Source organism: Pseudomonas sp. HAR-UPW-AIA-41, assembly GCF_002304225.1.
GTDB lineage: Bacteria > Pseudomonadota > Gammaproteobacteria > Pseudomonadales > Pseudomonadaceae > Aquipseudomonas.
In genome coordinates this window covers 1-14430 of record NZ_NSLB01000001.1, presented here as the reverse complement: position 1 = coordinate 14430, position 14430 = coordinate 1, and the positions used below count along the sequence as shown (strand labels likewise).

The 14430-nt window shown below is 64.7% G+C and carries 9 protein-coding genes and 2 pseudogenes; 2 read left to right on the top strand and 9 right to left on the bottom strand.

The annotated features are described in order from the left end of the window. Positions 1 to 59 precede the first annotated feature (59 nt). From CK486_RS00055 to glnE, 9 genes and pseudogenes are all read right to left on the bottom strand, one after another. Entirely contained in the window at positions 60 to 1481 is a 1422-nt protein-coding gene (locus CK486_RS00055; RefSeq protein ID WP_095938269.1) for a lipopolysaccharide kinase InaA family protein, read from the bottom strand. Then, positions 1481 to 2233 (bottom strand): lipopolysaccharide kinase InaA family protein, encoded by a 753-nt coding sequence (locus CK486_RS00050; RefSeq protein WP_095938268.1) that lies wholly within the window; start codon positions 2231 to 2233, stop codon positions 1481 to 1483. Before CK486_RS00050 ends, CK486_RS00055 begins: the two co-directional genes overlap by 1 nt. Continuing rightward, a pseudogene (locus tag CK486_RS00045) lies at positions 2230 to 2963 on the bottom strand (lipopolysaccharide kinase InaA family protein). Before CK486_RS00045 ends, CK486_RS00050 begins: the two are co-directional and overlap by 4 nt. Further along, entirely contained in the window at positions 2963 to 3769 is an 807-nt protein-coding gene (rfaP, locus tag CK486_RS00040; RefSeq protein ID WP_095938267.1) for a lipopolysaccharide core heptose(I) kinase RfaP, read from the bottom strand. The pseudogene CK486_RS00045 and the gene rfaP overlap by 1 nt, the downstream one beginning before the upstream one ends. Continuing rightward, complete coding sequence (locus CK486_RS00035; protein ID WP_095938266.1) at positions 3766 to 4890, bottom strand: glycosyltransferase family 4 protein; 1125 nt, start codon at positions 4888 to 4890, stop codon at positions 3766 to 3768. Before CK486_RS00035 ends, rfaP begins: the two co-directional genes overlap by 4 nt. After that, the gene (gene waaC / locus CK486_RS00030; RefSeq protein WP_095938265.1) at positions 4890 to 5894 is read right to left on the bottom strand and encodes a lipopolysaccharide heptosyltransferase I; all 1005 of its coding nucleotides are present in this window, start codon (positions 5892 to 5894) and stop codon (positions 4890 to 4892) included. Before waaC ends, CK486_RS00035 begins: the two co-directional genes overlap by 1 nt. Positions 5895 to 5901: 7 nt before the next feature. After that, positions 5902 to 6936 (bottom strand): lipopolysaccharide heptosyltransferase II, encoded by a 1035-nt coding sequence (gene waaF, locus CK486_RS00025; protein ID WP_095938264.1) that lies wholly within the window; start codon positions 6934 to 6936, stop codon positions 5902 to 5904. Positions 6937 to 6995: 59 nt separating this feature from the next. Further along, positions 6996 to 7922: a branched-chain amino acid transaminase gene (locus CK486_RS00020; RefSeq protein ID WP_095939019.1), complete on the bottom strand. Its 927-nt coding sequence runs from the start codon at positions 7920 to 7922 to the stop codon at positions 6996 to 6998. Between the two features lie 75 nt (positions 7923 to 7997). Continuing rightward, positions 7998 to 10787, bottom strand: a pseudogene (glnE, locus tag CK486_RS00015) (bifunctional [glutamate--ammonia ligase]-adenylyl-L-tyrosine phosphorylase/[glutamate--ammonia-ligase] adenylyltransferase); the annotation flags it as partial. A 358-nt stretch (positions 10788 to 11145) separates the two neighbouring features. On the opposite strand from glnE, the gene aceE reads away from it, so the two are divergent. Beyond that, complete coding sequence (aceE, locus tag CK486_RS00010) at positions 11146 to 13791, top strand: pyruvate dehydrogenase (acetyl-transferring), homodimeric type (protein ID WP_095938262.1); 2646 nt, start codon at positions 11146 to 11148, stop codon at positions 13789 to 13791. 11 nt (positions 13792 to 13802) lie between these two features. Beyond that, on the top strand, positions 13803 to 14430 hold a 628-nt coding region (locus tag CK486_RS00005), incomplete at its 3' end, for a biotin/lipoyl-containing protein (RefSeq protein WP_305885186.1).

Genomic DNA, 14430 nt, shown 5'->3' with positions numbered 1-14430 from the left:
AGGATTATAGCCACAGAGCCGAGCCGAGGGTATTACCCGACACTGACCGCCCAGTCGACTCAGAGCCGCGGCAGGCGCTGATCAAGCACGCGATGCAGGGGCGAGTCGACCGGCCAGTTGCGCAGAAAGCGGGCGCGGTCGCGGGCGTAGGCGCGGGCAAAGCTGGCCTGACGGCGATGCTGACGCATGGCATCCAGATCAATCAGACTCCAGCGGCCCTCATCCCAGAACAGATTATGTCCCTTTAAATCGCCATGGCTGATGCGTTCGCGTATCAGTGCGGCAAACAGCCGGTCCAGCGCCACCAACTCGGCTTCAGGCGGCGCACTCTCGACGTAGGGAGTAAAGCGGGCGATCAGATCCGGACCGCCACAGTACTCAGTCAGCAGATAGGCACGCCCACGCAGCCAGCACCAGCGCCGCTCAATCACCGCCAATGGACGCGGCGTGGCGATGCCCAGCAGCTCCAGCCGATGACCCTCGACCCAGCTGTGCCAGGCACGACTGGGGCGCCAGAAACGCTTGAGGCCGTGCAGCCAGCTCTTGATGTTGTAGCGCTTGAGCACCAGCGGCCGGCCGTTCAGCTCGATGCGCACCACCGTCGCCGCGCCGCCGGTCTTATAAATATGCCCCGTCTCAACGGCAGCATCCGGATCGGCCAGCAACGCCGACAGCTCGGTTTCCTGCTCCCGGCGCACGATACGCAGACCAAAGGCGCCTATCTTCGCGGCAAACAAACTGCAGTCGCGACCGACCTTCTTCAGATAGTCACGCAGACGCCACCGGCGCACCTTGTCCACTTCCCTGAGCAGAGCCTCCAGTGGCAGGGCATGCTCGGCATTAGCCAGCAAGTAGTGCACCAGCAGCTCCTCGGTGAAGGTTTCCAGCTCGGCCGGCAGTTGGGCGAAGAACACCCCGAGGTTTTCCAGCACGCGCTGGCGCGACAGCGGCTGGCCGGCTTTCTCGACCTGCACGCCACCGCCGTCGATCACGAACAGCCGACCGGCCTGTCGCAGCAGGTTGTCCAGGTGCAGATCGGCCTGCCAAAGCCCCTTGGCATGCAGTTGGCCAATGACCGCCAGCGCCTCGCCCAGCACCGCCTGCTGGGCGTCGGACAGCAGGACTTCGCGCTCTACGACGCGCCAAGCGTCCCACAGGCTCTCGGCGCCTTCCAGGTAGTCAAACAGCAGCCAGCCACCCTGCCCGGCCACGAAGCCCTCGGCCAGCAGCTCGGGCGTGCAAAGCCCCTGCTCGGCCAGCAGGCGCGCACCGCTCAACTCACGCTGGAAGTGCCGCCCAGCCTTGCCGCCGACCAGCAGCTTGACCAGCACCAAGCGACCGCGCCAACGCGCAAGGCCGACATAGCGCTGCCCTGGCAAGACGCGCAGCAGGCGCTCGAGCACCAGCGGCTCGCCACCCAGCTCCAACTGGAGTGGCAAAGCCGGCGCACGGCCAGTCAGTTGCAGCTGGTCGAGGCGCATCAGCGTGACTCCTTGTGCCGGCGCCGCCGCTCAAGGCGCATCGACCAGACGGCAACCTCATCACTCTCATAAGGAGCGGCCAGGTAGACGGAAATAAAATAGCGAACATCTTCGCTCGACCAGGGGTCGGCTCGGCGGATCAGGGTTTCCAGATCGCGAATCCGGTCGCGGCGCCCCAGCAATAGCGGGCGAGTCTTTTCCAGATCGATCAGGCAGCCCTCGCAATCACTGCCACTGCCACGCAGGAAGATGTGCTTGGGGTAGAAGCAGCCGTGCAGTTGCCCCGCGGAATGAAGCCGACGCGCCAACTCTGCACTAGCCCTCACCAATGCTCGCTGCTGCTCACCATCCAGCTCAGACCATCGCTGGTAAAGCGTATAGAGATCGGTCCAGCCATCCAGCGCCCGAGTCAGCAATATTGCGCATTTTGCCCCCTGGATAAGCCTTCGGCCAAAGAAAGCGGCCTGCAAGGCTGGAATGTCCAAGCGGGTATATCGGCGGATATTGCGGAACTCACGAGCGAAAGTCGGCTCCCCCAGTGGATGCAGCAAGCTGCGGGTCAGGTGATTACTCTGCCGCTTGAGGTAATAGGCCCGCTCACCAAGATCTAAGCGATAAACGCTGCTCCAGCCACCACGCTCGGTATTGGGCTCATCCACAGCTTCCAACTGCAGCGCCCAGAGCGATTCGAAACTGGCCAGACCATGGTGCTCGAGGATAGTACGATCCTCTTCAGCGATGAAATCGCTCATTCGCGACCCTCAAAAAACTTCACAATTCGCCGGATCTGGCGCTTGTCGGTAGCTCTCAGACGTTCGCGCCCCAGGTACTGCAGATAGAAACGCAGACGCTGGCTGCGCGACAGCACCCTGCGTGCCACCTTGTCCAGACAGGCCAGATCCTTAACGATGCGGTAGCTCAGGAAGGGCCCCACCAAAAGCTGCCGGTCGGACAATCGATGAAGAACAGATCTCCCGCAGCATTGACCAGCAGGTTGCGCCACTTGAGATCGTTGTGAGCGAAGTGGTGCAAATGCATGGCCATAGTCGCCACTGCCAATTGGCGACTGACCCGGTCGACCCAATGCCTATCCTGCAGACGAGGATCTCCTAGATGATCGAGCATCCAGAGGTTCTCGGCCCCAACCAACTCTTGCGTGATCATCGCCCCACGCACAAAAGCTCCGCGACGACGCTCAAGGCCATAAGCAACCAGCGCCGGGACAGGCACTCCCCAGTGCGAAAAATGCCGAAGATTCTGCCACTCAGCTCTGACCCTGGGCCTGGGCAGATAGCGCCGGAGACCAACACCCGCACTGTGGTAACGCTTGACGTAATAACGTACTCCGCCAATCGCAACGCGAATGACTTCAGAACAGGCATCTTGGGTAATGCTCTCGCCCTGAAGGGCAAACACCGCATCAAGGCTGCCGAACTCTTGTTTTAGCTGGCCATAGCCAGCCTCAAGCATCCAGCCGGCCATCACAACGCATCTCCATAGCGCTGTTTGCGGTCATAGAGCTTCGCCGCCTTGCGCTCTAGCCAGGCCAGCAGCCGGGCTTCGTCGCGCAGGATGTCGCGCAGCGACCGCAGAAAGTAACCCTGCAAAAAGCGCAGCTTGTCGCGGCGGGTCAGGCCGATGTCCAGCGCGGAGAAGTACAGCGCGGCCAGGTCCTTGTCGCGCCAGCGGCGCGGGGTGGCGGCGCGGGTCTGGGCGCGGTGCAGGTCGATCACCGATAGGCGGAAGTCGTCCGCCGTCACCGGCCGGTCAGTGTGCAGCAGGAAATGGCAGATGTAGCAGTCGCGGTGGTTGACCCCGGCGCGGTGCATGCCGCCGACCATCTTCGCCACCTCATCGATCAGCGCGCGCTTGAGGCGCGGCTCGGGCGGCTGCTGGCGCCAGTTCAGGCTGAACTGTTCCAGATCGGTGGTCGGAGCCAGTTCCTCGGTGATGATGAAAGAATGCTGTTTGGCCGGGTTGCTTCCGCGCTCGCCATAGGCCACGGCGGTCATGGTCGGCACGCCGGCCTGCTGCAGGCGGGCGATGGCCTGCCATTCCTGAGCGGCGCCGAGCACCGGCAGCTTGGCGGTGAGCAGGTTCTTGACGATCTCACCCCAGCCGATGCCGCGGTGAATCTTGACGAAGTAGCCGCAACCTTCCACCTCAGTGCGTAAGGTGCGGCGGCCTTCCAGCTCGCGGTAGACCTGTCCCTGCAGCGCCTCCACGGCGGTGAAGGCGTCCTGGCCGGCCCACAGGCTTTTGAACGGTTCGGCGAGCATCAGCTTCACGGGCGTTTCTCCGCGAGGATCACGTCGGCGGCCTTCTGCGGCATCGAGTAGAGGTCTGCGCAGTCGGCAAAGGCCAGGCCGTTGCGTCCCCAGAAGGCACGGCGCTCATCGTCGGCGAGCATGTCGGCCAGGGTGCGGTTGAGCTGCGCCTGGTCGAAGGGACTGGCCAGCACCCGGCCGGCATCGGCCTCGGCGATGTAGTGGGCATAGCCGCAGACATCAGTGACCAGCACCGGCAGGCCGGAGACCAGCGCCTCCAGCAGGACGGTGCCGGTGTTCTCGTTGTAGGCCGGGTGAATCAGCAGGTCGGCGCCGAGCAGGAAACGCGGAATGTCGCTGCGCCCTTTGAGGATCTGCACCTGATCGGATACGCCCAGCGTCTTGGCCTGCAACTGGAAAGAGCGCGGATCGTCCTGACCAATGGCGATCAGGCGGGTACGTTTTTTAAGCTCGTGCGGCAACGCGGCCAGGGCCTTGAGGCTGCGGTCCAGGCCCTTGGTCTTGAAGCCGGAGCCGATCTGCACCAGCAGCAGGTCGTCGTCTGCCAGTTTGAACTCGCGGCGGAACTCGGCGCGGATCTCAGCCGCGTTGGCCGGTGCGCGGCGATCCTGGGCAATGCCCGGCGGCAGCAGATGGAAGCGCTGGCGCGGCGTCTGGTAGTGCTTGATGAACAGCGGCTGCTGCACCTCGGAGATCATCAGGATCTCGGTCTTCGACTCCGGGGCAAACACCGCCCGCTCGTAGTCGGCAAAGTGTTTGTAGCGGCCCCAGCGCTTGTAGATGGGCGCGCGCAGGGTCTGCGCCTTGTCCTCGTAGCAGCCGTCGGCGGCGTAGTAGACGTCGAGGCCCGGCATCTTGTTGAAGCCCACCACCCGGTCCACCGGATCATGGGCCAGGTCCGCCGCCAACCAGGCGCTGAACTTCTCGTTGCGGTGATGGTTGAAGAACGCCTTGATCGGCGCCACGCGCACATCGAAGCCGGCGGGCACCTCGCCCTCCCAGATCGGCGTGTAGACGCGGATGGCGTGGCCGCGCGCCTGACACTCCAGGGCGATGCGCATGAAGTCGCGCTGCAGCCCACCGAAGGGGAAATACTTGTAGAGCACGAAGGCCAGTTGCATCAGCGAGTCTCCAGACTGGCCAGCAGACGGTCCAGCTCGGGCGCCACGCGCGCCGCATCAAGGCCGTCGAAACAGGGTTTGTCGCGATCGCCGCCACCGGCCAGCGGCCCCGTGGCGCACAGGTGAATCTGTCCGCGACCATAGGCGCCAACCTTGACCGGCAGGGTCGGGCCGTAGAGGGAAATGCTCGGCACATCCAGCGCCGCGGCCAGATGGCCGAGGCCGGTGTCCACCGCCACGCAGGCGCGCGCGCCGGCGATCACGGCGGCCACGCCGCGCAGGTTCAGCTTGGGCAGCACCTGTGCATGGGCAAGACCTTCGACCAGACGTTCGGCGCGGGCCTTCTCGGCCTCATTGCCCCAGGGCAGGCGCACGGCCATGCCGCGGGCATCCAGATGCTCGGCCAAAGCGCGCCAGTCGGCTTCCGGCCAGTGCTTGCTGGCCCAGGTGGTGCCATGCAGGAACAGCACATAGGGATCGGCACCCGGCACGCCAGCCATGGCCGCGCGATCCAGTCCGTAATCACCCACCGACGCCGGCACCTTGTAGCCCAGCGCCTGCGCCAGCAGTTGGCGGGTGCGCTCGACGGCGTGCTGGCCCCAGGCCACAGCATAACGGCGATCGTAGAAGCGGCTGGCCAGCGGCTCGCGCGCCGAGGCACGGTCCAGACCGGCCACGGGAGCCGCGCAGTAGCGGGTCAGCCAGGCGCTTTTCAGCAGGCCCTGAGCATCGATCACCAGATCGTAGCGGCCCTCGCGCAGGCGGCGCTTGAAACCCGCCCACTCGCCGCCTTTCCAGGTGGCGAGCAGGTTCTTGCGCCAACGGCGGATGGCCACCGGAATCACCTCGGCCACCGCCGGGTGCCAGGCCGGAATCTCGGCGAAGCCTTCCTCCACCACCCAGTCGAACTGGATGCCGGGAATGGCCGCCGCCGCATCGGTGAGCGCCGGCAGGGTATGAATGACATCGCCCAGCGACGAGGTCTTGATCAGCAGCACACGCATCGGCGGGTTATTCCACCTCGACCGGATCGGCAACCAGGCGATCCAGCGCCTCGATCACCGGACGCGGCTTGAGCTCGCGCAGGCAGTTGTAGTGGCCGAAGCGGCAGGTGCGCTCGAAGCAGGGACTGCACTCCAGCCCCAGGCGGACGATCTCGACCTGATCGGCCAGCGGCGGGGTGAACTGCGGCGAGGTGGAGCCGTACACCGCCACCAGCGGGCGGTTGAGCGCGGCAGCCACGTGCATGAGGCCCGAGTCGTTGGACACTACGGCGCCGGCGCAGGACAGCAGGTCGATGGCCTCGGCCAGCGAAGTCTCGCCGGCCAGATTCACCGACTCCTCGCGCAGACCGGGAATCAGCCGGGCGCGGATATCCTCGCAGCCGGGATGGTCGTTCTTCGAGCCGAACAGCCACACCTGCCAGCCGGCGCGGATCTTCAGCTCGGCCACCTTGGCGTAGTACTCGGCCGGCCAGCGCTTCGCCTCGCCGAACTCGGCGCCCGGGCACAGCGCCAGCACCGGGCGATCCAGGCCCAGGCCGAACTTGGCCAGGGCAGCCTCGCGACTGGCATCATCGATGGCCAGGCGCGGTTGCGGATAGGGCTTGGGCAGCTCTGCATCGGGCTCGTAAGCCAGCGCCATAAAGCGCTCGATCATCAGCGGCAGGCGCTCTTTATCCAGGGTGCGGATGTCGTTGAGCAGGCCGTAGCGCATCTCGCCCTTCCAGCCGGTGCGCTTGGGCACCTTGGCGAAGAACGGCACCAGCGCGGATTTGAGCGAGTTGGGCAGCAGAATCGCCTGATCATACTGGCCAGCCAGTGACTGACCGATCTTGCGGCGGGTGGCCAGCTCCAGCACACCATGACCGAGCGGGAAGCTCAGGGCCGCGCGTACCTCGGGCATGCGCTCGAGAATCGGCCGGCTCCAGTCGGGGGCCAGCACGTCGATCTGGCAGTCGGGATGACGCTGCTTGAGGCAGGTGAACAGCGTCTGCGCCATCACCATGTCGCCTACCCAGCTGGGGCCGATGATCAGAATATTCATGCCAATTCCAGAAATGCGCAGGGAGGCGCGATGCCTCCCTGTCTCGACCTAATGACCGCTTATTTAACCAGAGTGCGCCATTCGGCGTGGCCGCTGGTCTTGCCAGTGACCAGATCGAAGTAGGCCTTCTGCAGCTTCTCGGTCACCGGGCCGCGGCGGCCGATGCCGATCTGCCGGCCATCCACTTCGCGGATCGGCGTCACTTCGGCGGCGGTGCCGGTGAAGAAGGCCTCGTCGGCGATGTACACCTCGTCGCGGGTAATGCGCTTCTCCACCACCTTGATGCCCAGCTCGTCGGCCAGGGTCAGGATGGTGTTGCGGGTGATGCCGTTCAGGCAGGAAGTCACCTCAGGGGTGTACACCACGCCGTTCTTGACCAGGAAGATGTTCTCGCCCGAACCCTCGGCCACATAGCCTTCCGGGTCCAGTAGCATGGCCTCGTCGGCGCCGCCGGAGATGGCTTCCTGCAGGGCCAGCATGGAGTTGATGTAGTTGCCGTTGGCCTTGGCGCGGGTCATCGAGATGTTGACGTGGTGACGGGTGTAGGAGCTGGTGCGCACCTTGATGCCGTTCTGCAGGGCTTCTTCGCCCATGTAGGCGCCCCAGTGCCAGGCCGCAACGATGACGTGCACCTTGAGGCCGGCGGCACGCAGGCCCATGGCCTCGGAACCGAAAAACACCATGGGACGCAGGTAGGCGCTTTCCAGGCCGTTTTCACGCACGGCGGCGCGCTGCGCCTCGTTGATCTCTTCCTTGGAGAAGGGGATCTGCATGTTGAAGATATGCGCCGAGTCGAACAGACGGTCAGTGTGCGCCTGCAGACGGAAGATGGCGGTGCCGTCCGGGGTGTTGTAGGCACGCACGCCCTCGAACACGCCCATGCCGTAGTGCAGGGTGTGGGTCAGCACGTGGGTGGTGGCGTCGCGCCACGGCACCAGCTTGCCGTCATACCAGATCACGCCATCACGATCAGCCATCGACGCCATTGCCTTCGACATAGTTGCCAGCTCCTCAAGTCTTCGATTCGTTACGGTTGCAGCCGCCCGTCTGCTCGGGGCGACCTACGCCAAACCCAATTCGTGCCAGATGCGCAACACGTTGCGCCGTTCATCGGCCAATTGATCTCCAGGCACCGTGCCGGCCTGTTTCTGCAGGGCCTGGCGGTGCGCCGCGGCGCGGAAGGCCTTGTAGGCCTCCTGCAACAGTCCGACGTCGGCGGCGGTCAGCAGGCCGTGATCGCGCAGCCCGTCGAGGATGCGGATGTTGTCGGTGTAACGCAGCAATTCCGGGTACTGGTGCGACCAGGCCAGGGCCGCGTATTGCACCATAAATTCGATATCGACGATACCGCCGGCATCCTGCTTGAGGTTGAACGGTTGCTCAGCCTCGAAGGCATTGGCGGCAGTGCCGGCCGCGCTTTCCTTGCTGCCGAGGTTGTCGCGCATCTTCGCGCGCATGTCGCTGACCTCCTGACGCAGCGCCTGCAGATCACGCTCACGGCCGAGCACCTGGGCGCGGATCGCCTCGAAGGCGGCCCCCACACGCGGGCAACCGACCAGCACGCGGGCACGCACCAGCGCCTGATGCTCCCAGGTCCAGGCCTCGTTCTGCTGGTAGCGCTCGAAGGCGCCCAGCGAACTGACCAGCAGCCCCGAAGCCCCCGAAGGCCTCAAGCGCATATCCACTTCGTAGAGCTGCCCGGAAGTGGTCTGGGTGGTCAGCAGGTGAATGATGCGCTGGCCCAGACGGGCGAAGAACTGCGCGCCGTCGATGGGCTTGGCGCCGTCGGTGTCGGCCTGGGAGTCACCGTCATGGATAAACACCAGATCAAGATCGGAACCGTGGCCCAGCTCGATCCCGCCGACCTTGCCGTAGCCGACGATGATGAAGTCCGGATCGCACAGACTGCCATCGGCACGGCGCGGCGTGCCGTACTTGGCCACGGTCTGGCGCCAGGCCAGCGCCAGCACCTGCTCCAGAATGGCCTCGGCCAGCCAGGTGAGATAGTCGGACACCTTCATCAGCGGCAGAGTGCCGGCAATTTCAGAGGCCGCCACGCGCAGACGGTGGGCCAGCTTGAAGTGGCGCAGGGCCTCCATCTGCTGCTCCAGATCGTCCTCGGGGATGCGCGTCAGCCGCTCGCGCAGCTCGGCCGCCAGCTCCGGCGCCAGCGGCGGCTTGAACAGCCGCCCCTCATTGAGCAGCTCATCCAGCAGCAAGGGGAAGCGGGCAATCTGCTCGGCGATCCAAGGACTGGCGGCACACAGCTCGAGCAGACGCTGCAGGGCGCTGGGATTCTCCGTCAGCAGCACCAGGTAGGCGGAGCGACGCACCACCTTCTCGACCAGCGGCAACACCCGTTCCAGCACCCGGTCCGGATCGTCGTGTTCCACCGCCTGAGCCAGAAAGCGCGGCATAAAGGCATCCAGACGCTCGCGCCCCATGCGCTGCATGGCCCGCACCTGCGGCCCGTGCTTGAGATCGAGAATGCGCCGCAGCGCCACCTCGGCATCGGCAAAGCCGGCCTCGCTCAGTTGCCGGTGTGCTGCCTCGGGTTCCAGCGCCTCTTCCCAGAGCGGCAGCCACTCCCCGCCGATACAGACCGCATCAGCGCCCTCCTCCTCGTCCGGGTCGGCAATCACCTGACGGAAGTGGTACTCGACCCGCCGCCGGCGCTCGCCGAGGGCATGATAGAACGCCTCCCAGTCGGCAAAACCCATGATGGCCGCCACGCGCAGACGGTCCTGCTCGCCGTCCGGCAACATCTGGGTCTGGCGGTCATCGATGCCCTGCAGGGCGTGCTCGGTGTAGCGCAGGAAGTGATAGCTCTCGACCAGCTCATCGACCGCCTTGGCCGGCATGTAGCCCTGATCGCGCAGGGTGCCGAGCACGCGCATCAGTGAGCGTTCCTGCAGCGCCAGGTCACGGCCGCCGTGGATCAGCTGGAACACCTGAGCAATGAACTCCACCTCGCGGATGCCGCCGGAACCGAGCTTGATGTTTTCGCTCATGCCCTTGCGCCGCACTTCCTGCTGAATCAGCTGCTTCATCGAGCGCATAGCCTCGATGGCGGAGAAATCGAGGTAACGCCGGTAGACGAAAGGCCGCAGCATTTCCTGCAACTGCTTGCCGGCCTGCTGGTCGCCCGCGACCACACGGGCCTTGATCATGGCGTAGCGCTCCCAGTCGCGCCCCTGATCCTGGTAGTACTGCTCCATCGCATTGAAGCTGTACACCAGCGGGCCACCCGCGCCATAAGGGCGCAGGCGCATATCGGTACGGAACACGAAGCCGTCGACGGTGATGGCGTCCAGCGCCTTGATCAGCTTCTGCCCCAGACGGGTGAAGAACTCCTGATTGTCCAGCGAGCGCTTGACCCCCTCGGTTTCGCCACCCTCGGGATAGGCAAAGATCAGATCGATATCCGAGGACAGGTTAAGCTCGAAGGCCCCCAGCTTGCCCATGCCCAGCACCACCAACTGCTGTGGCAGGCCGCTGCGGCGCCCGGTCGGCGTTCCGAACTGTTCGCACAGACGCGGATACAGCCAGCCCAGCGCCAGATCGATGCTGGCGTCGGCCAGATCGGAGAGGTCACGGCAGGTGCCCCACAGATCGGTCTGGCGGGTGAAGTCACGCCAGATGATGCGCAGTTGCTGGCGGTTGCGGTAACGCCGCAGGCACTTGCTCAGTGCGTCCTCATCCGCACACTCGGCGACCAGAGCGGCCAGTTGAGTGCGCAACTCGCCCGGCGCCAGCGCGCGCTCCAGCTCGCCACTGGCCAGCAGCGCCGCGAACATGGCCGGATCGCGCTTGATCTGCTCGACCGCGAAATCACTCTGCGCCAGCACCCGCGTCAGTTGATCACGCCGCAGCTCGGGCCAGCCGGCAAGGCTTTCGCCCAGCTCGCTCAGGGCGTGTTCGATATCGTTCAGGGCCGTTCGGCCAGGGGGGACAGTGCAGCTGGCAGCGAGGCCAGGGAAGGCAGGCTCATGGTCTATCCTGATGGCGACAGGGCGGTCGCAAGACGGCCCTTTTGTAGTTTTTCTACTAAAGACTGTGACCGAAAGGCTGTTTCAACGCTCTAAATGTAGTAAAACTACAGAGCTGCCGACCCACCCCGGCAAGCACTCTTTTCATGCCGCCCTGCCCACAAGGTGCGGGCGGCCCCTGGCAACCGATTCTGGAAGCCTTTCCGGCCTGGAGCAAGCCATGCAAGACCTCGATCCCGTCGAAACCCAGGAATGGCTGGACGCCCTCGAGTCCGTCCTCGACCAAGAGGGCGAAGACCGTGCCCACTACCTGCTGACCCGCATGGGCGAGCTGGCCAGCCGCAGCGGTACGCAGTTGCCCTATGCGATCACCACGCCCTATCGCAACACCATCCCGGTCGGCCATGAGGCACGCATGCCCGGCGACCTGTTCATGGAGCGGCGGATCCGCTCGCTGGTACGCTGGAATGCCCTGGCCATGGTGATGCGCACCAACCTGAAAGACCCGGATCTGGGCGGCCACATTTCCAGCTTCGCCTCCAGCGCCACGCTCTACGACATCGGCTTCAACTACTTTTTCCAGGCACCGACCGAAGAACACGGTGGCGACCTGATCTTCTTCCAGGGCCATGCCTCGCCCGGCATCTATGCCCGCGCCTTTATGGAAGGCCGCATCAGCGAAGAACAGATGAACAACTTCCGCCAGGAAGTGGACGGCAACGGCCTGTCCTCCTACCCCCACCCCTGGCTGATGCCGGACTTCTGGCAGTTCCCCACCGTGTCCATGGGTCTGGGCCCGATTCAGGCGATCTACCAGGCGCGCTTCATGAAGTACCTGGAAAGCCGCGGTTTTATCCCAGCCGGCAAGCAGAAGGTCTGGTGTTTCATGGGCGACGGCGAGTGCGACGAGCCGGAATCCCTCGGAGCCATCTCCCTGGCCGGCCGCGAAAAACTGGATAACCTGATCTTCGTGATCAACTGCAACCTGCAGCGTCTGGACGGTCCGGTGCGCGGCAACGGCAAGATCATTCAGGAACTCGAAGGCGTGTTCCGCGGCGCCGAGTGGAACGTCAACAAGGTCATCTGGGGGCGCTTCTGGGACCCGCTCCTGGCCAAGGACAAGGACGGCATCCTGCAACGCCGCATGGACGAGGTGGTCGACGGCGACTACCAGAACTACAAGGCCAAAGACGGCGCCTTCGTCCGTGAACACTTCTTCAACAGCCCCGAGCTGAAGGAGATGGTCAAGGACCTCTCCGACCAGGAAATCTGGAACCTCAACCGCGGCGGCCACGACCCCTACAAGATGTACGCGGCCTACCACCAGGCGGTGAACCACAAGGGCCAGCCGACCGTGGTGCTGGCCAAGACCATCAAGGGCTACGGCACCGGTGCCGGCGAGGCGAAGAACACCGCGCACAACACCAAGAAGGTGGATGTCGACAGCCTGAAGAAATTCCGCGACCGCTTTGACATCCCGGTCCGCGACGAAGACCTGGAAAACCTGCCCTTCGTCCGCCCCGAGGAAGGCAGCGCCGAGGCGCGCTATCTGCAGGAGCGCCGCGCCAAGCTCGGCGGCTATGTGCCGCAGCGCCGTGCGCAGAGCTTCAGCATTCCCACGCCGCCGCTGGAAACCCTCAAGGCCATCCTCGACGGCAGCGGCGACCGTGACATTTCCACAACCATGGCTTTCGTGCGCATCCTCGCCCAGCTGGTCAAGGACAAGGACCTGGGCGCACGCATCGTACCCATCGTTCCGGACGAGGCGCGCACCTTCGGCATGGAGGGCATGTTCCGCCAGCTCGGCATCTACTCGTCGGTCGGCCAGCTGTACGAACCGGTGGATAAAGATCAGGTGATGTTCTACCGCGAGGACAAGAAGGGCCAGATTCTCGAGGAAGGCATCAACGAGGCCGGCGCCATGTCCAGCTGGATCGCCGCCGGCACCTCGTACTCCACCCACAACCAGCCGATGCTGCCGTTCTACATCTTCTACTCGATGTTCGGCTTCCAGCGCATCGGCGACCTGGCGTGGGCGGCCGGCGACAGCCGCGCGCGTGGCTTCCTCATCGGCGGCACCGCCGGACGCACCACGCTCAACGGCGAAGGCCTGCAGCACGAGGACGGCCACAGCCATATCCTCGCCAGCACCATCCCCAACTGCCGCACCTACGATCCGAGCTATGCCTACGAGCTGGCCGTGATCATCCGCCACGGCATCAAGGCGATGATCGAGGAGCAGCAGAACGTCTTCTACTACATCACCGTGATGAACGAGGCGTACGTCCAGCCGGCCATGCCCGACGGCGTGGAAGACGGCATCATCCGCGGCATGTACCTGCTGGAGGAAGACAAGCGCGACGCGGCGCATCACGTACAGCTGCTGGGCAGCGGCACCATCCTGCGCGAAGTGCGCGAAGCGGCGAAGATTCTGCGTGACGAATTCGGCATCGGTGCCGACGTGTGGAGCGTACCGAGCTTCAACGAGCTGCGCCGCGACGGCCTGGCCGTCGAGCGCTGGAACCGCCTGCACCCGGGACAGAAGCCGCAGCAGAGCTATGTCGAGCAATGCCTGTCCGGCCGCAAGGGCCCTGTGGTGGCCAGCACCGACTACATGAAGCTGTTTGCCGAGCAGATCCGCCAATGGGTACCGGTGAAGGAATACAAGGTGCTCGGCACCGACGGTTTCGGCCGCAGCGACTCGCGGCAGAAACTGCGCCACTTCTTCGAGGTGGACCGCTACTGGGTGGCGCTGACTGCCCTGGAGGCGCTGGCCGACCGTGGCGACATCGACGCCAAGGTGGTGGCCGAGGCCATCGTCAAATTCGGCCTTGATGCAAACAAAACCAACCCGCTGGATTGCTGAGGAGACAGGCGATGAGTGAATTGATTCGCGTGCCCGACATCGGCGGTGGCGAGGGTGAAGTGATCGAACTGCTGGTCAAGGTCGGCGACCGTATCGAAGCCGATCAGAGCCTGCTGACGCTGGAGTCGGACAAGGCCAGCATGGAAATTCCCGCGCCCAAGGCCGGGGTGATCAAGAGCCTGAAGGTCAAGCTGGGCGATCGCCTGAAGACCGGTGATGAGCTGCTGGAACTGGAAAGCGAAGGCGCTGCCGCCGCAGCGCCAGCACCCGTGGCGGCCACACCGCCGGCAGCAGCCGAGCCCGAGCCGGTTGCCGCTGCACAGGCGCCCGCTGCGACCAGCGCCACCGAAAGCGTGCAGGACATTCAGGTGCCGGACATCGGCACCAGCAGCAAGGTCAAGGTCATCGAAGTGCTGGTCAAGCCGGGCGACGTGATTGCCGTCGACCAGTCGCTGATCACCCTGGAGTCGGACAAGGCCAGCATGGAAATCCCCGCGCCGCTCGCCGGCACCGTGGAGGCCGTGCTGGTGCAGCTGGATGCCGAAGTCGGCACCGGCGACCCTATTATCCGCCTGCGGGTGGCCGGCAGCGCGCCGGCCCCGCTGATCCACACCACACCCGCCAATGCCGCACCGGCCG